The 16,391-nt window shown below is 71.2% G+C and carries 15 protein-coding genes; 10 read left to right on the top strand and 5 right to left on the bottom strand.

Annotated elements, in window-relative coordinates; genetic code table 11:
• Positions 1 to 263 precede the first annotated feature (263 nt).
• Together F8566_RS28980 and F8566_RS28975 are read left to right on the top strand one after the other, a co-directional pair.
• Positions 264 to 980, top strand: coding sequence for a phosphoribosyltransferase (locus F8566_RS28980; RefSeq protein WP_151565001.1), 717 nt, complete (start codon positions 264 to 266; stop codon positions 978 to 980).
• On the top strand, positions 977 to 1,636 hold the full coding sequence (locus F8566_RS28975; protein WP_151565000.1) for a dienelactone hydrolase family protein: 660 nt from the start codon (positions 977 to 979) through the stop codon (positions 1,634 to 1,636). The genes F8566_RS28980 and F8566_RS28975 overlap by 4 nt, the downstream gene beginning before the upstream one ends.
• A 240-nt stretch (positions 1,637 to 1,876) precedes the next feature.
• On the opposite strand, the gene F8566_RS28970 is transcribed toward F8566_RS28975, so the two are convergent.
• The 4 genes from F8566_RS28970 to F8566_RS28955 form a co-directional block, all read right to left on the bottom strand.
• On the bottom strand, positions 1,877 to 2,173 hold the full coding sequence (locus tag F8566_RS28970) for a WhiB family transcriptional regulator (protein ID WP_151564999.1): 297 nt from the start codon (positions 2,171 to 2,173) through the stop codon (positions 1,877 to 1,879).
• A gap of 168 nt (positions 2,174 to 2,341) precedes the next feature.
• Complete coding sequence (locus F8566_RS28965; protein WP_318836446.1) at positions 2,342 to 3,148, bottom strand: sucrase ferredoxin; 807 nt, start codon at positions 3,146 to 3,148, stop codon at positions 2,342 to 2,344.
• Positions 3,149 to 3,343: 195 nt separating this feature from the next.
• Positions 3,344 to 4,909 (bottom strand): glycerol-3-phosphate dehydrogenase/oxidase, encoded by a 1,566-nt coding sequence (locus tag F8566_RS28960; RefSeq protein WP_151564997.1) that lies wholly within the window; start codon positions 4,907 to 4,909, stop codon positions 3,344 to 3,346.
• Positions 4,906 to 5,502, bottom strand: a complete 597-nt coding sequence (locus tag F8566_RS28955) for a TetR/AcrR family transcriptional regulator (RefSeq protein ID WP_151564996.1) — start codon at positions 5,500 to 5,502, stop codon at positions 4,906 to 4,908. The genes F8566_RS28960 and F8566_RS28955 overlap by 4 nt, the downstream gene beginning before the upstream one ends.
• A gap of 23 nt (positions 5,503 to 5,525) precedes the next feature.
• On the opposite strand from F8566_RS28955, the gene F8566_RS28950 reads away from it, so the two are divergent.
• The 8 genes from F8566_RS28950 (at position 5,526) to F8566_RS28915 (ending at position 15,357) form a co-directional block, all read left to right on the top strand.
• Positions 5,526 to 7,160, top strand: a complete 1,635-nt coding sequence (locus F8566_RS28950) for an FAD-binding oxidoreductase (RefSeq protein ID WP_225993622.1) — start codon at positions 5,526 to 5,528, stop codon at positions 7,158 to 7,160.
• Positions 7,157 to 8,041 carry a diacylglycerol/lipid kinase family protein gene (locus F8566_RS28945; RefSeq protein ID WP_151564994.1) on the top strand — a complete coding sequence of 295 codons (885 nt, stop codon included), beginning with the start codon at positions 7,157 to 7,159 and terminating at the stop codon, positions 8,039 to 8,041. The genes F8566_RS28950 and F8566_RS28945 overlap by 4 nt, the downstream gene beginning before the upstream one ends.
• Before the next feature lie 256 nt (positions 8,042 to 8,297).
• Positions 8,298 to 8,696 (top strand): YccF domain-containing protein, encoded by a 399-nt coding sequence (locus F8566_RS28940; RefSeq protein ID WP_151564993.1) that lies wholly within the window; start codon positions 8,298 to 8,300, stop codon positions 8,694 to 8,696.
• Between the two features lie 209 nt (positions 8,697 to 8,905).
• Positions 8,906 to 9,505 (top strand): DUF485 domain-containing protein, encoded by a 600-nt coding sequence (locus F8566_RS28935; RefSeq protein ID WP_225993616.1) that lies wholly within the window; start codon positions 8,906 to 8,908, stop codon positions 9,503 to 9,505.
• Positions 9,502 to 11,226, top strand: coding sequence for a solute symporter family protein (locus F8566_RS28930; protein WP_151564992.1), 1,725 nt, complete (start codon positions 9,502 to 9,504; stop codon positions 11,224 to 11,226). Before F8566_RS28935 ends, F8566_RS28930 begins: the two co-directional genes overlap by 4 nt.
• Before the next feature lie 87 nt (positions 11,227 to 11,313).
• A complete protein-coding gene (locus F8566_RS28925) occupies positions 11,314 to 12,843 on the top strand; it encodes a metallophosphoesterase family protein (RefSeq protein WP_225993615.1) in 1,530 nt (509 codons plus the stop codon).
• Between the two features lie 168 nt (positions 12,844 to 13,011).
• On the top strand, positions 13,012 to 13,521 hold the full coding sequence (locus F8566_RS28920) for a DUF4234 domain-containing protein (protein ID WP_151564991.1): 510 nt from the start codon (positions 13,012 to 13,014) through the stop codon (positions 13,519 to 13,521).
• A 138-nt stretch (positions 13,522 to 13,659) separates the two neighbouring features.
• Positions 13,660 to 15,357: a bifunctional 3'-5' exonuclease/DNA polymerase gene (locus F8566_RS28915; protein ID WP_192809905.1), complete on the top strand. Its 1,698-nt coding sequence runs from the start codon at positions 13,660 to 13,662 to the stop codon at positions 15,355 to 15,357.
• A 65-nt stretch (positions 15,358 to 15,422) separates the two neighbouring features.
• Here the strand turns inward: F8566_RS28915 and F8566_RS28910 are convergent, their stop codons facing one another.
• Entirely contained in the window at positions 15,423 to 16,283 is an 861-nt protein-coding gene (locus tag F8566_RS28910) for an ABC transporter ATP-binding protein (RefSeq protein ID WP_151564990.1), read from the bottom strand.
• Positions 16,284 to 16,391: the final 108 nt, after the last annotated feature.

Genomic DNA, 16,391 nt, shown 5'->3' with positions numbered 1-16,391 from the left:
CCCCCCCGTGCCGAGCCTCCTTTGTGGGGGCGACTCCCCACACCCCCGCGCCGGGTCGGCGGGCTTGCTTCGCGGCGGCCACCGTCCCGGGCATGGGTTCCGCCCCTACGGCCCTGGCAAGGGGCTCCGCCGCCTGCACCCCCGGAACTGCCCGTGCTCTTCTGCCGCGTACCAGGGTGAGGGGAGCGAAAGCAGGATCGCGACCGAAAGTGGGTAAGGCAGGGTTAGGCGCTCTTTCGCAACCCCAGGAGGGGGTGGCGCCGATGCCTTGGAACAGGCCTGCACGCGACACGGCTCCCGAATCGGAAACCGTCAGACTGCCGTTCGCCGACCGCGCCGAGGCCGGCCGGGTGCTCGCCGCCCGGCTGGTGCCGCTCGGCCTCGGCGATCCCGTGGTGCTGGCGTTGCCGCGGGGCGGCGTGCCCGTCGGGTATGAGGTGGCCCGGCGGCTGTCCGCGCCCGACCAGCCGGTGCCTCTCGACGTTCTGGTGACGCGCAAGATCGGCTATCCCCGCCAGCCCGAGCTGGGCGTGGGCGCGATCGCCGAGGGCGGCGAGCCGGTCTTCGACCATGACTTGATGGAACGGCTCGGGCTCATGGAGGCGGACCTCGCCGCCACTGTGGCGGCGGAGCGCGCTGAGCTGGCGCGGCGGATTCGCGCCTACCGGGGCGACCGCCCGCTGCCGCCCGTGGCGGGCCGTGCCGTTGTCATCGTCGACGACGGCCTGGCCACCGGCGGCACCGCGCGGGCCGCGCTTCGGGCCGTCCGGGCCAAGGGTCCGTCCAGGCTGGTGCTGGCGGTGCCGGTGGGAGCCGCCGAGACCATCCGGGTGCTGGAGCCCGAGGCGGACGATCTGGTGGTGCTGGCCACTCCCTGGGCGTTCCGCGCGGTCGGGCAGTGGTACCGGCACTTCGACCAGCTCACCGACGACGACGTCCTCTCCTGGCTGGACCGGGCCGCGGGCGGGTCACCACGATGAGCACGCTGCTGGTGCCCGCCGGTGACGTCCGGCTGGAGGCGGAGATCTCCGAGCCCGTGGGGGAGGCGCCCGGTGGCGTGGTCGTGTTCGCGCACGGCAGCGGCAGCGGGCGGCGCAGCCCGCGCAACCGTGAGGTGGCCGCCCGGCTCACCAAGCGAGGCCTCGCCACGGTGCTCTTCGATCTGCTGACGCCCGAAGAGGAGATCGAAGATCTGCACACGGCGCAGCTGCGGTTCAACGTGCCGCTGCTGGCCGGGCGGCTCAGCCGGGTGGTGGCGTGGGTGCGGTCGGAGGAGGCCGGTGCGCTCACCGGGCGTCCCGTGGGGCTCTTCGGCGCCAGCACGGGGGCCGCCGCGGCCCTGGTGGCGGCGGCCAGCACCCCCCGTGACGTGGGCGCGGTGGTCTCCCGCGGCGGCCGCCCTGACCTGGCGGCACATGCACTGGGCGCGGTACGGGCGCCGACCCTGCTGATCGTCGGCGGCCACGACACCGATGTGCTGGCGCTGAACGAACAGGCACTGGAAAGGATGGATCCCGGGGCCGGGCACCGCCTGGCCGTGGTGCCGGGAGCGGGACACCTGTTCGAAGAACCGGGGGCGCTCCGCGAGGTGGCCCGGCTCAGCTCGGAATGGTTCTGCTCGAATTTGCCGGAATAGCCGTCGGAACGGCGCCGAATCCGGTAAAGCATGTCGCCGCGACGCGAATGCCGGGAACCCGCCGCACACTCAATGTCACGTCCTCCCGTGACAGAGCTGTGACGCACATGTAACCGGTTACTTCGTGGCGCGAACGAGACCGGGCACGCAAACGGCCCCGCATGTGCGGGGCCGTGACGTTTTCCGGTGGCGTGCCGGGGTGCGCGATGGGAAACCGCGAGGGGACCTTGCGGCCGTGCCTTAGGCGGCGTTGGCGCGACGCATCCGGCGGCGGCGCTCGGAGGCCCGCTCATCCTCGTTCAGCCCGCCCCACGTGCCGTACTTCTCCGGCCTGGACACTGCGTAGTCCAGGCATTCCGCGCGCACGGGGCAGCCCATACAGATCTGCTTGGCCTTGCGCTCGCGAATCTCGCGCTCGGGCTGACGCTCGCCGTCCGGACCGAAGAAGAGCACAAGGTCTTCCCCCCGGCACGCCGCGGCGTCCTGCCAGCCCCAGCTGGGACGAGGGAGGTTTGCCTGCCGACGTACCTGAGCCATGGAACACCCACCTTGGTTGTTTACTGAGCAATTTCGGACATGGACGCTCGATCGCTGCAGAAGCGCCGAAAGGTCCAACGTCTGGAGTTGCCGCTCTGTTCCCCGCCCGGTTCTCCGGGAAGTGGGGCCATGCGGCAGGGAGACCCAACAATTGGGGCCTCCGAGAGATTACACGAGGGCCGCCTCGTTGAGAAGGGTGAGTTCCCTAACAATGTAGGTCTCGATGTTCTCTTGGCAGTCCGTCCCACACGGATGGGCCGCCACCGTGCTCTCCACGGTCACCCGGTAACGGTTGCCCTGTACTTGAACAACCGCTTCGTAGGGATTTGTTCCCGCGAGCGACACGACGTTGACCTCGGACACCCCCAGCGCTCCTACCTGGGCACGGACGAAGTGCTCCGCGGCCTGTGCGGCCTCCGGCAGTCCCGCCCGGCCACGCAGCCGGTCGAGGACGACCTCGCCCTCCATATAGGCGTCCACGGCTCGGACGGCCTCGGTCGGACCGAGGTCTCCGTAGTAGATCCCATGTGGAAGACATACAAGGTTTGCCGCGTAGCGGTCTCCGCCCACATGGGTGGTTTCCCATACAAGAGGCCCGAAACGCCCCGTGAGATCCCGTGCCAGTGGGGCACCCGTACGGGCGCAGCAGGCGTTGCGACGCCCGTGGGTGCAGACCAGCAGTACAGGCTCGGTTGAGACCTCCCCGAACCCCGGCCGCCGACCCTCGGCGACGGCCGCGAGATCGAGCTCGTCCAGCTCCGCGGGATCGGCCAGTTCGCGGCCTTCGAGCCACACGTCGGCGCCGGCGGAGAAGCCCACGTAGACCTGAAAGGGCGGGGTGGCCCGCCGCCGGCCCGTCCGCCGGATCAGCTGGGGTCGCACGCCTGCGGCCTGAGCGGCCCGCACGACGTCGCCCAGCGGCCCGTCGAGGTGCTCGACGCGCTCGGGCCAGGGGCCGGGATGCTCGATCAGCAACCAGCTGCGCGCCTTGGTGGTGGCGGTCCCCAGGCACGGCCGTTCCCCGGTGTGACTCCCCGGGCAATGGTCGCAGCTGTTCAGGCGCGGCAAAGTCGTCCCCCGTTGACGCAGCGGAATTAGGTCAGGCTAACCTAATCCCACTCTCCCCACCGAGGGCAAGTGACACACCCCATACCCCGGATCCGTGAATGATCACCCGACCACGGCCCGGGTGGTGACGAAGGTCTCGGCGACGGGCAGGGCGGCCTCGCGCTCGGCCGGGACCAGGCCGATCCGGGTGCGCCGGTCGAGGAGGTCGCTCGCGTCGAGCGCGCCCTCGTGGCGCACGGCCCAGGCGAGCTCGGCCTTGAGGACGGGCAGGCCGGGGATCACGGGTTCCAGGAGAGTGGCGTCGTCGTGCGCCTGTGCCGCCAGCAACGGCGCCTCCACGCCATAGCGCTGGACGAGGCGGCGCGGTGCGTCCAGGGCGGACAGGTCGCGGGGTGACGCCGCGCCGACGAGGGGCAGCCGGGCGGTCCGGGAGGGGCCGGCGTCCAGCCCCGGCTTGGCCGCGAGCACGGCGTCGACCGCGTCCTGGGCCATGCGCCGGTACGTGGTGAGCTTGCCGCCGACGACCGTGACGACCCCGTCAGGGGAGGTCAGCACGGCGTGGCGCCGGGAGATGTCGGCCGTGCTGCCGTGCCGGTCGTCCAGCAGCGGGCGCAGGCCGGCGAACGAGCCGATCACCTCGTCGCGGCGGACGGGCACGTCCAGCGCCGAGTCGAGGGTGTCCAGGAGGAAGCCGATCTCGGCCTCGGTGGGCGTGGGCACATCCGGGATCGGGCCGTCGGCGGGCTCGTCGGTGAGACCGATGTAGACCCGGCCGTCACCCTGGGGGATCACCAGGATGAACTGGTTGTTGGCACCGGGGACAGGGATGTGCATCCCGGCGGTGAGGCCGCGGAGGCTCTCGGCCCGGATGACCAGGTGCGTCCCCCGGGACGGGCGCAGGCGCACCCCGTCCACGAGGCTGCCCGCCCAGACACCGGCGGCGTTGACGACGCTCCGGGCGCGGATGCCGAACGTACGGCGGGTGAGCTCGTCACAGACCTGCGCCCCGTCGCCGGAGAGGGTCAGCGCGCGGCAGCGGGTGAGGATCTTCGCGCCGTGCGCGGCGGCGGTCCGGGCGAGGGCCGTGACCAGGCGGGCGTCGTCGGCCAACTGGCCGTCCCAGGAGAGCAGCCCGCCGCGCAGGCCGTACGGCCGGAGCGCGGGGGCGAGGCGGAGCGTCTCGACCGTGGAGAGGCGACGGGGGGCGGGCAGGGTCCGCCGGGAGGTGCGGGCAGCAAGGCGCAGGAGGTCGCCCGCCTGGAGCCCGGCACGGGTGACCGCCGCCTGGGAACGGGACACCATCGGGGTCAGGGGCAGCACGAACGGGAGGGCGCGGACCAGGTGCGGGGCGGTGTGCTCCATGAGGGCGCCTCGTTCGACCGCGCTCTCGTGGGCGACGTCGATCTGCCCGGATGCCAGGTAGCGCAGGCCGCCGTGGATGAGCTTGGAGCTCCACCGGGACGTGCCGAACGCGAGGTCGTGGGCGTCGATCGCCACGACGGACAGCCCCCGGGACGCGGCGTCCAGCGCCACGCCCGCACCGGTGGCGCCGAGGCCGACGACCAGGACGTCCACCACCTCGCCGGGGACGGCGGCCAGCTCGCGGGCGCGGCGCGCCGCGTTGAGGGAGGAACCGGCACTGGGCGACGGATCAGCGGAGATCGTCATGGCGCGAGGGTCCTCTCCAGGATGTGGCGGAGCTCGGCGTCGAACGCCTCGGCGGCGAGTTCGGGATCGCCGGCCTCGGTCATGGTCCGGGCCGACAGGGCGAACGACTGGACGATGAGGAGCAGCGACCGCGCCTGCCGTGCCGGGTGGCCGGCACGGATCGTGCCGTCCTTGTGCCCGGCCTCCAGCGCGGTCTCGAAGATCTCCAGGAAGGCCCGTTGGCTGGCGCCGCGGCGTTCGAGCATGTACGGCAGCAACAGCTCGGGATCGACCTCGACGATCTTGCGCAGCAGCGGGTGGGCCCGGAAGGTCCGCACACCCTCGACCAGGCTGCCGACCAGGCGGTCGCGCACCGGGCTGCCGTCGTCCGGCGGGCGGACCGCGGCGGCGATCTCGACCCACTCCCGGGTCATGAGATCGGCCACGATCGTGCGCACATCGGGCCAGCGCCGGTAGAGGGTCATCCGCGAGACCCCGGCGCGCCGGGCGATGTCGGTCAGCGTCGTGCGGCGTACCCCGACGGCGAGCACGCAGTCGCGCGCGGCGTCCAGGACGGCGTCGTCCGCCGTTCTGTTGTGACGATTCGACGTCATGTGTCACAGTGTAAGCCATGGACATGTTGTGGAGCGGCTGGGGTGACCCGGCCAAGGCCGCGCCGCTGCCGGAATCGGTGGTGGGACTGCTGCGCGACCTGCTCGGGGTGACGACCTCCCGCGACGTGAGCGCCGTCCCGCCGGTGCCCCTCGGCGAGCTCAAGGTCGCGGACTCCCGGCTCGACGACACCGCGCTGGCGGCCCTGGGTGCGGCGGTCGGCGCCGCGAACGTCCGGACCGACGACGAGTCGCGGGTGCGGCACACGCGCGGCAAGTCCACGCCTGACCTGTTGCGGATCCGCAGTGGCGAGACGGCGGACGCCCCCGACGCGGTCGTGCTGCCGGGCACCCACGACGAGGTGCTGGACGTGCTGAGGGCCTGTGCGGAGCGCCGGATCGCGGTGGTCCCGTTCGGCGGTGGCACCTCGGTGGTGGGCGGGCTCGCGCCGGAAGGCGTCCGCGCCTTCGTGGCCCTCGACATGCGCCGCATGGACGCGCTCGTGTCGGTGGACGAGGTGTCGCGCACGGCCGTCCTGCAACCGGGACTGCGCGCGCCCCAGGCGGAGGCTCTGCTCCGTGAGCGCGGCTACACGCTCGGGCATTTCCCGCAGTCGTACGAATGGGCCTCGATCGGGGGATTCGCCGCGGCCCGTTCGAGCGGGCAGGCGTCGGCCGGCTATGGGCGTTTCGACGAGATGGTGGTGGGCCTGACCGTTGCCACGCCCGAGGGCATGCTCGACCTGGGGCGGGCGCCCAAGTCGGCGGCCGGACCCGACCTGCGCCAGCTCGTGCTCGGATCCGAGGGGGCCTTCGGCGTGATCACCTCGGTCACGGTGCGGATCCACCCGGTTCCCGAGTCCGCCTCGTACGAAGGCTGGCGGTTCGCCTCGTTCGAGACGGGCACCGCCGCGCTGAGGCGGCTCGCCCAGGACGGGCCGATGCCGGTCGTGCTGCGGCTCTCCGACGAGGCCGAGACCGTGATCGGGCTCGCCGATCCCGGCGCCGTCGGCCGTGGCCTGCCGGAGGCCGCCGGTTGCCTGGCCGTCGTGGGCTTCGAGGGCACCCCGGACGAGGTCGCCGAACGCCGGGCCAAGGTGCACGCCGTCCTCACAGGGGCGGGCGGCGAGTGCCTTGGGCCCGGCCCGGGGGAGAAGTGGGAGCGAGGCCGGTTCAACGCCCCCTACCTGCGCGATTCGCTGCTGGACGCCGGAGCCTTCGTCGAGACTCTGGAGACCGCGACGTTCTGGTCCGGCATCCCCGCGCTGTACGAGGCGGTCAAGGGCGCGCTCACCACGGTGCTCGCGGGGGCGGGTACGCCACCGCTCGTGATGTGCCACATCTCGCACGTCTATCCGACGGGCGCCTCGCTCTACTTCACCGTCGTGTCGGCTCAGGGAGAGGACGACCCGCTGGGGCACTGGGCGAAGGCCAAGCACGCCGCCAACAACGCGATCATCTCCGCCGGCGGCACGATCAGCCACCACCACGGTGTCGGCACCGACCACCGCGACTGGTACGCCTGGGAGATCGGCCCGCTCGCCACGGACGTGCTGCGCGCGATCAAGGACCGGCTCGATCCGGCCGGCATCCTCAACCCGGGCGTCCTCGTCCCGTCGGCCGGTCAGGAGTCCCGCTGGTCCGAAGCGGAGCGCCCATGAACTTCCGTGCCTTCACCGCCGTGGTCAACCCCACGGCGGGCGGATCCGCCTCGGCGGCGACGCTGAGGCCCCTGGCACGGCTGCTGCGGGAGGCCGGTGCGGAGGTGGCGGTGGAGTACAGCCGCGGCCTGGAACACGCCACTGCGCTGGCCCGCGGCGCGGCCGCGGCCGGGCACGTCGTGCTGGGCGTGGGAGGCGACGGCATGGTCGGCTGCGTCGGCGGCGCGCTCGCCGGTACGGACGCGGTCTTCGGCATCGTCCCCGCCGGACGCGGCAACGACTTCGCCCGCCAGCTTGGAGTCCCCGGAGATCCGGCAGGGCTGGCCGCCCTGCTCCTGGAGGGCGAGCCGCGCGCCGTGGACACCATCGAGGCCAACGGAGTCCCCGTGCTGGGCAGCGTCTACGCGGGCGTGGACGCCGTGGCCAACGACAACGCCAACAAGACCCGGCTGTTGCACGGCTCGGCGGCGTACTACGTCGGGGCGCTCCGCGCGATCCTGACCTGGCGGCCCGCCGACTACCGGATCACGGTCGACGGCCAGGTGTACGAGCGGCGCGGGTATTCGGTCATCGCCGCCAACTCCGGTTACTACGGATTCGGCAGGCACATCGCCCCGGACGCCCGGGTGGACGACGGGCTGCTGGACGTCGTGATGATCAAGCACGCCCCGAAGCCGTTGTTCTTCAAGGTGATGCGCGAGCTGGAGGACGGGTCGCACGTCGGCCGGGCCCAGGTCGAGGTCGTGCGCGGCCGCGAGGTGCGGATCGAGCTGACCACGCCGGGCCGGATCCTGCCGTACGGGGCGGACGGCGAGCTGCCCGGGGAGCTCCCGGTCACCGCCAAGGTCATGCCGGGCGCCCTCCGGGTGCTGGCACCCTGACCTGCCGCCTAGCGCCCTGGCCTGCTGCCCGGCGTCTTGACCAGCCGCGTGGGAGATCTGGCCGACTTGTTTTGGGTCGGTTTACACAGGCATTACGGACGACTGGATAGCGTTCCTTATGTCCCGGTTTACGGGACCCTCAGCCGTCTGCGGAGGCATCATGGGAGGCGCAAGTCGCCGTTCTGGGGGGACCCATGATGCCCGCAGACGGCGTATTCATGAGGCCCCGTGACCCGATGCTCCTAGAGTGGGTCCCGTGCGCACCCTCCTGAACGTCATCTGGCTCGTGTTGTCGGGATTCTGGCTGGCCGTCGGTTACGCGGTCGCGGGCATCATCTGCTTCATCCTGATCATCACCATCCCGTTCGGCATCGCGTCGTTCCGGATCGCGCTGTTCTCCCTCTGGCCGTTCGGCAACACCGTCGTGCGTCGTTCCGGCGCCGGGGCGGGCTCCTGCCTGGGCAATGTCATCTGGGTGATCGTGGCGGGTTGGTGGCTGGCGCTCAGCCATCTGGTGACCGGCGTGCTGCTGTGCATCACGATCATCGGCATCCCGTTCGGGATCGCCAACTTCAAGCTGGTGCCGGTCTCGCTGCTGCCGCTCGGCAGGGAGATCGTCCCCACCGGCGACACGCGTACCTTCGTGGTCGAGTGACGCGCGTGCCGGGTGTGCCAGACTGCGGTCACGCACTGCTTGTGTGACGCAGGTCTCAGTCCGGCATCGCTCGCGCATCGACCGGGTCTCCGGCCTTGCAGGGGCCAACCAAGTTCTTGGTCAAATGTCCTGCACCGGCCACGCCGGGGCCGCATCACGATCATGCTCCCTGGTGAGATTGGCGAGGAGATCTTTCCCCGGAGGTGTGCGTGACAGCGGATACGTCAGGCCCTGGCTCGACGGGCGCCGGCAACGGCCCGATCGAGAACGGGGTCTACCTGCAGTTGAGTGAGAGCCCGGAGTTCAAGCGACTCCGGCATGCCTTCCGCCGCTTCGTGTTCCCGATGACGGCGGCGTTCCTGATCTGGTACCTGCTCTACGTCGTGTTGTCGGCCTACGCGCGCGACTTCATGAACACCAAGGTCGTCGGCCAGATCAACGTCGCGCTGGTCTTCGGCCTGCTCCAGTTCCTCTCCACCTTCCTCATCGCCTGGGCCTACGAGCGGTACTCCAGCCGCAAGCTGGAGCCGATGGGCGAGGCGGTCCGGGCCGTGGCGCCGGGCGCCGCTCTCCTGGAGACGGGCGCGCCCGAGGCTCCGGAAGCCCCGGCGACCCCCGGGGCTCCGGCCGAGAAGGCTCCAGCCGCCGAGGAGACCGCGGCTGAAGAGACAGGGGCCGAGGAGGCCGGGGCCAAGGAGACCGCGGCCGGACCGTCGAAGGATGAGCCCTCCAAGGACGAGCCGTCGAAGGCTGAGCCGTCGAAGGGCGAGCCGAAGGGCGAACTGCCGGACGAGGAGGAGGGCAAGTGAGGGAGTTTCTCGCCGCGCCGGTGCTGGCGCAGGGAGCCGACAACGAGCACCGCACGATCTCGCTGATCCTCTTCGCGTTGTTCGTGGCCGTCACGCTCTACATCACGATCTGGGCGAGCCGGCAGAACAAGACCGCCGCCGACTACTACGCGGGCGGCCGGTCCTTCTCCGCGTTCCAGAACGGCCTGGCCATCGGCGGTGACTACATGTCGGCCGCCTCGTTCCTCGGCATCGCGGGCCTGTTCGCGCTGTCGGGCTACGACGGCTTCCTCTACTCGATCGGCTTCCTGGTCGCGTGGCTGGTGGCGCTGCTGCTCGTCGCGGAGATGCTGCGCAACTCCGGCCGGTTCACCATGGCCGACGTGCTGGCCTTCCGGATGCGGCAGCGGCCGGTCCGCGCCGCCGCCGGGATCTCCACCATCGTGGTGAGCATCTTCTACCTGCTCGCTCAGATGGTCGGTGCGGGCGCCCTGGTCTCGCTGCTGCTGGGCACCGAGGGCGAGGCCGCCAAGATCTGGACGATCGTGGTCGTCGGCGCTCTCATGATCTTCTACGTCACGGTCGGCGGCATGAAGGGCACCACGTGGGTGCAGATCGTCAAGGCCGTCATGCTGATGAGCGGCGCGCTGGTGATGACGATCTGGGTGCTGTCCAAGTACAGCTTCAACCTCTCCACGCTGCTCGACGCGGCGGCGGACAAGAGCGGCAAGGGCGACGCGTTCCTCCAGCCCGGCCTCAGGTACGGCGCCACCGACATGTGGTCCAAGCTCGACCTGCTGTCGCTGGGCCTGGCGCTGGTGCTGGGCACGGCGGGCCTGCCGCACATCCTGATCCGCTTCTACACGGTGCCGACCGCCCAGGCCGCCCGCAAGTCGGTCAACTGGGCCATCGGCATCATCGGCGCGTTCTACCTGATGACGCTGGTCATCGGCTTCGGCGCCGCGGCGCTGGTGGGCAGTGACGCGATCAGGAAGGCCAATCCCGGCGGCAACACCGCGGCACCGCAACTGGCCGAGGAACTCGGCGGCGGGGCCGGTTCGACGGGTGGCGCGGTCTTCCTGGCCGTCATCGCGGCGGTGGCGTTCGCGACGATCCTCGCCGTGGTCGCCGGGCTGACGCTGGCGTCGTCGTCCTCGTTCGCGCACGACCTGTTCGCGAACGTGTTCAAGCGCGGCAAGGCGACGGAGCGGGACGAGGTCAGGATGGCGCGGATCGCCGCGCTGATCATCGGCGCCATCGCGATCGTGCTCTCCATCTTCGCCCGCGGTCTGAACGTGGCGTTCCTGGTGGCCCTCGCCTTCGCGGTCGCCGCCTCGGCCAACCTGCCGACGTTGCTCTTCTCCCTCTTCTGGAAGAGGTTCAACACGCGCGGCGCGGTCTGGGGCATCTACGGCGGCCTGATCTCGGCCGTCGTCCTGGTGCTGCTGTCGCCGGTCGCGTGGGGCGGCGCCTCGGAGACCAAGCCGGGTGTCAAGCTCGCCGCCGAGAAGGCCGCCGACTGCGGCGTTCCGGCCGACTCCAAGGCGGTCGGCAATCCCGACGCGCTGTTCTCCTGCACGACCAAGGCGCCGATCCCACTCGAGAACCCCGGGCTGATCTCCATTCCGGTCGGCTTCATCGCCGCCGCACTGGGCACGATCACCGCCGGCCGCCGGCCCGAGGACGACGGGCTCTACGCCGAACTCGAGGTCCGCGCGCTCACCGGAACCGGCGCCCACTAAGGGCTTCCGGGCTTTCCGCGAGCGCTTGACGCACAGATCACCTCCGGGACAGGGTGTGGTTACCCCCTCACCCCCCGGAGGTTTCTGTTGCACGCCGAGGACTCGGTGGCGCCCGGGCACGGTCCCGACAACTCGCGTACGTCGGAGGCGGGCGCCGGCTGGGCCTGTCAGCGGCCGGGCGCGTTCACCGAGCTGATGCCGGACGACCGGGTGCCCGGCTTCTCCTGGCGGCGGCCGGCCGTGCTGTGGCGCTCGCGCAACGATGTGATCGCGCGGTGGTTCGGCGACCCGTCCAACGGCATCCGCCGCCGTTGCGTCTCCGCGCTGGCCGAACGGGGCACGCCCGCCGCGTTCACCGTGCACAGGCCGAGCCCGGAGTTCTCGTTCCTCCTGCTGGGCGACACCGGCGAGGGCGATCGTTCCCAGTACGCGGTGGTGCCGCCCGCGCTCAAGGCGGGCAAGGACACCGACTTCATGGTGATCGCGAGCGACGTCGTCTATCCGTCCGGGGAAGCAGAGCATTACGAGACCAAGTACTTCCGTCCGTACAAGGACTACCCCGGGCCGATCTACGCCGTGCCCGGCAACCATGACTGGTACGACGGGTTGCGGGGCTTCCTGCGCGTCTTCTGCGACCTCGACTTGGCGTGCCATCCAGAGCCCTGGAGCGGCCCGCTGAGGCTGCTGCCCCGGTTGCTCTGGCGCAGGTCGGGGCCGGTCGACGAGGAGACGCTTGCGGCGGCCCGGGCGAAGTACCGCGGCGCGCCGGGTCAGCGTGGCGCGCAGCCCGGCCCGTACTGGGCGATCGACACCCCGGCGCTGCGCATCATCGGCATCGACACCGGGATCACCGGCGGACTCGACCGTGACCAGGGGGAGTGGCTGCGGGAGATGTCGGCCGGGCCCAAGCCCAAGCTGCTCATCACCGGCAAGCCGCTGTACGTGGACGACCGGCACAAGCCCGGCCGGATCGAGGGCGGCGGCACGATCGACGAGATCGTGCAGGATCCCGCGCACAACTACGTCGCGGCGATCGGCGGCGACATCCACAACTACCAGCGCTATCCGATCGAGACCCTCGACGGCCGCACGATCCAGTACGTGGTGGCCGGTGGCGGCGGAGCGTTCATGCACGCCACCCACGTCATCCCGAAGACCCAGGTCGTCGACGAGTCGGAGTTCCGTTGTTACCCGCTGCGCGGCGACTCGCTGTCGCGGTACAGCCAGATGTACGGCAAGTGGCTGCGGTTGCCCCGGCTGTTCTCACTCACGCCCGAGGAGGCCACCGCGGCGGTCAAGCATCGGCTGGGCATCGAGCCGGGCCGTGGATACGACGGTGTCCCGGCGTCGCGGCGCGCACGTTTCGTCGCCGCGCTGCTGGGCGTGCCCCATGACGGGTGGCGCCGCACCAAGCTGACCCGTTTGCCGGTACGGAAGTTGCCGCAGCGATTCAGGTCGGAGCTGGCCGACTGGGACCGCCCGCCGTTCTTCAAGAGCTTCCTGCGCGTCGACGTCACCGGGGACGAGGTCCGGCTCCGGTGCTTTGCGGCGAGCGGCTGCCTGGAGCACGAGATCGACCCGCCGTGCGAGGACGAGGTGACGATTCCGCTGCGCTGACCGGATCCGGCCGGGCCAACTGGGCGGAATGTCACAGGATATCCAGACAATCTTCTCGATATTCCCCTCTTGATCGTCTCTGCTGTCGTACAGTCTGATCTCACCCCCGGATGACCGAATACAGCGGACGGTCACCGAACCGTGACTCGTCCCTCAGGAGTTCTAGTTATGAGCTACCCCCCTCAGGGTCAGCAGCAGCCATATCAGCAGCCGCAGCAGCAGCAGGGCGGATACGCGCCCGCTCCCGCTCACCAGCAGCAGGCGCCCGTCGCGCGCGCCGCCGGTCTCAACATGAAGCGCCGCAACCCGGCCGCAGCCTGGCTCGGACTGCCGATGATCACCTTCGGCATCTACGGCATGGTCTGGTTCTTCAAGGTGCACAAGGAGCTGTCCGAGTACGACCGCCGCATCGACGACTCCTCCACGAACGCCCTTCTCTCGGTGCTGTTCGGTGCCGTCACCCTCTACATCTGGCCGTTGGTCGTGTGGTGCAAGCTCGGCGGCCGCATCGCGCAGGCGCAGAAGGCCGCCGGCCTGCCCGCCTCCTGCAGCGGCGGGATCGGGTTCCTCCTCGGGATCCTCGGCTTCGGCGTGCTCTACTACCAGCTCCAGCTCAACAAGGTCATCGACCGCTACGGTGACACCCCTCCCGGCCAGCAGGTCTCGCTGGTCGCCTGAGTTCCGCGCCGGACCCCTCCGTGCCCGCCCGCGGGCACGGAGGGGTTTTCGTGTTCGCCCGCCTGTTCTGTCCCCGCCTGTTTTCAGCGCCTGTTTTCAGCGCCTGGTTTTGTCACTGCCCGGCGGCAGAATGAGCAGGTGAGGATCGCGGTGGCCGCCGACCCGGACGGCGGGGGAGAGCTACGGCCCCTCGCCGAGGACGGCTCGCCCGCCGGTCCCGGCGAGCCGGTCGCCGATCTCATCGCGGCCATCGCCCAACGGGAGTCCGCCACCGCGCCGCGCTGGGTATGGCCCGCGACCGCGCGGCTCTACCCGCGGCTGGTGCGCGCTGGTGTGCGCGTCGCGCGCTGCCACGATCTGGAGCTCGTCGAGAGCCTGCTGCTCGGGCACGCGGGCCGTTACGGCGAGCCGCGCTCCGTCCGGGCGGCGTGGGCCCGGCTGCGCGGCGAGCCCGTCCCAGCGGATCCGCTGCCGCCGGAGGAGCTGTCACCGCAGGCCTCGCTCTTCGACGACGCGGCTCCCGCCGAGGGCGACGATCTGGAGCAGGTCGTCGCGGTGCACGCCGACCAGCAGCGGCGGATCGCCGGGCTGGACGGCTTCGCCCTGCTCGCCGCAGCGGAGTCCGCGGGCTCGCTCATCGCGGCGGAGCTGAGCCACGACGGCCTGCCCTGGTCGGCGGAGGAGCACGACGCGCTGCTCACCGACCTGCTCGGGCCCCGTCCGTCCGGAGGGCTGCGCCCGCGCCGGCTCCAGGCCCTCGCCGACCAGATCAGCGCCGCGTTCGGCGGCCGCGCGCACGTCAATCCCGACTCTCCCGGGCAGATCATCAAGGCCTTCGCGAGCGCGGGCCTGACCATCACCTCGACGCGGGCGCACGTCCTCAAGCAGCTCGACCATCCCGCGGTGCCGTTCCTGCTCGAGTACAAGGAGCTGTCCCGGCTGCACACCGCGCACGGCTGGGCGTGGCTCGACACCTGGGTCTCCGGCGGCCGGTTCCGCCCGGAGTACGTGGTCGGCGGCGTGGTGTCCGGCCGCTGGGCCACCAACGGCGGCGGGGCCCTGCAGATCCCGCGCGTCCTGCGCAGGGCGGTCGTCGCCGACCCCGGCTGGTCCCTGGTGGTCGCGGACGCCGCGCAGCTCGAGCCGCGCGTGCTCGCGGCGCTCGCCGGTGACCGCGCCTTCGCCGCGGCCGCCGCGCAGGGCGATCTCTACGCCGCGCTGTCCGACGCCTTCGGGGGCAGGCCCCGGCCGGTTCCGGGGGGCGTGGAGGGCCGTCCCCCCTCGGACAAGCTGAGCGCCCGCGACAAGGCGAAGATCGCGTTGCTGTCGGCGATGTACGGCGGCGGCACGGGTGAGGCGGTGCAGTTGCTCGCCATCCTGAAGAACCGGTTTCCCGCCGCGTTCGACTACGTCGAGTCCGCCGCCCGCGCCGGAGAGCAGGGACGTCTCGTGCGATCGCTGCTGGGCCGCACCTGCCCGCCGCCGTCCGCGGGCTGGCGGGAGCTGACGTCGACCGGCGACGACGCCAGCGCGGGCCAGGCGCTGCGCAGCCGCGGCCGCTTCACCCGCAACTTCGTCGTGCAGGCGACCGCCGCCGACTGGGCCCTGGCGCTGATCGGCTCGCTCCGCCGCCGTCTCACCGCGCTCGGCTCGCCGCAGCTGGTGTTCTTCCAGCACGACGAGGTCATCGTCCACACCCCCAAGGAGCTCGCCGGCCAGGTGTCGGAGGCGGTCCACGCGGCGGCCGACGAGGCACGCCGCCTCCTCTTCGGCCAGACACCCGTCGTCTTCCCCATGGAGACAGCGGTCGTCGACTGCTACGCCGACGCCAAATAAGTGCACAATCCAGACATGGTCCTGGTCCGAGGGCTATCCGCGGCGGCGCGGGGAGTCCTGGCGCCCTAGTCGGACTTGGTCGCGGCCTTGACGATGCTGTCCGGAGTCGTTGTCCCGGCCGTCGCCTCTGCTTCAGGGGTGGACTCGGCCGCGGTCTCGGCGGCGGCGCCCTGCTGCTGCGAAGCGCCGCGCACGAGCCGGCCGACCTCCGCGCGCAGCTGGACGAACTCCGGAGCGGCGCGGGTGGCGATCTGCTCGCGGGGAGTCGGCAGGCCGACCGGGATCTCGGCGCGGACGTGTCCGGGGTTGCGGCCGAGCACCACGACACGGTCGCCGACGTACACGCTCTCGTCGATGTCATGGGTGACCAGCAGGATCGTCATGCCCTCGTCACGGTGCACCTGCAGGACCAGGTCCTCCAGGTCCTCGCGGGTCTGGGCGTCGACCGAGCCGAACGGCTCGTCCATGAGCAGCAGGGCAGGGCGGTAGGCGAGCGCACGCGCGATGGAGACGCGCTGCTGCATGCCGCCCGACAGCTGCCATGGGTACTTGCGCCCGGCGTCGGCCAGGCCCACCGATGCCAGGGCCTCCATCGCCGCCGCCCGCCGGTCAGCGCGCTTCTTGCCTCGGCGGCGCAACGGCAGTGCCACGTTGTCGCGCACGCTCAGCCAGGGGAACAGGGAACGGCTGTAGTCCTGGAACACCACCGCGAGGTTGTCGGGCACGCCGTCGATGACCTGGCCGTTCAGGGTGACGCTGCCGCTGGTGGGCCGCATCAGCCCGGCGGCGCAGCGCAGCAGGGTGGACTTGCCGCAGCCGGAGGGCCCGACGATGCTCACCAACTCGCCCTCGGCGACGGTGAGAGTCAGGTCGCGCAGCACCTCGTGCTCGCCGTAGCTGTGCGTCAGATTGGCGATCTCAAGCATGGTCTTCACCTGGCCGGGACGGGCGAGGCGGCGAGTGGACCGGAGTCACAGTTCCGCCGCTTCTTTTATGTGGGCTTCATTTCGCGTATATGCCGTGCACGTCACCAC

It is taken from the genome of Actinomadura rudentiformis (assembly GCF_008923185.1).
Lineage (GTDB): Bacteria > Actinomycetota > Actinomycetes > Streptosporangiales > Streptosporangiaceae > Spirillospora > Spirillospora rudentiformis.
This window is presented reverse-complemented; position numbering and strand designations above follow the sequence as displayed.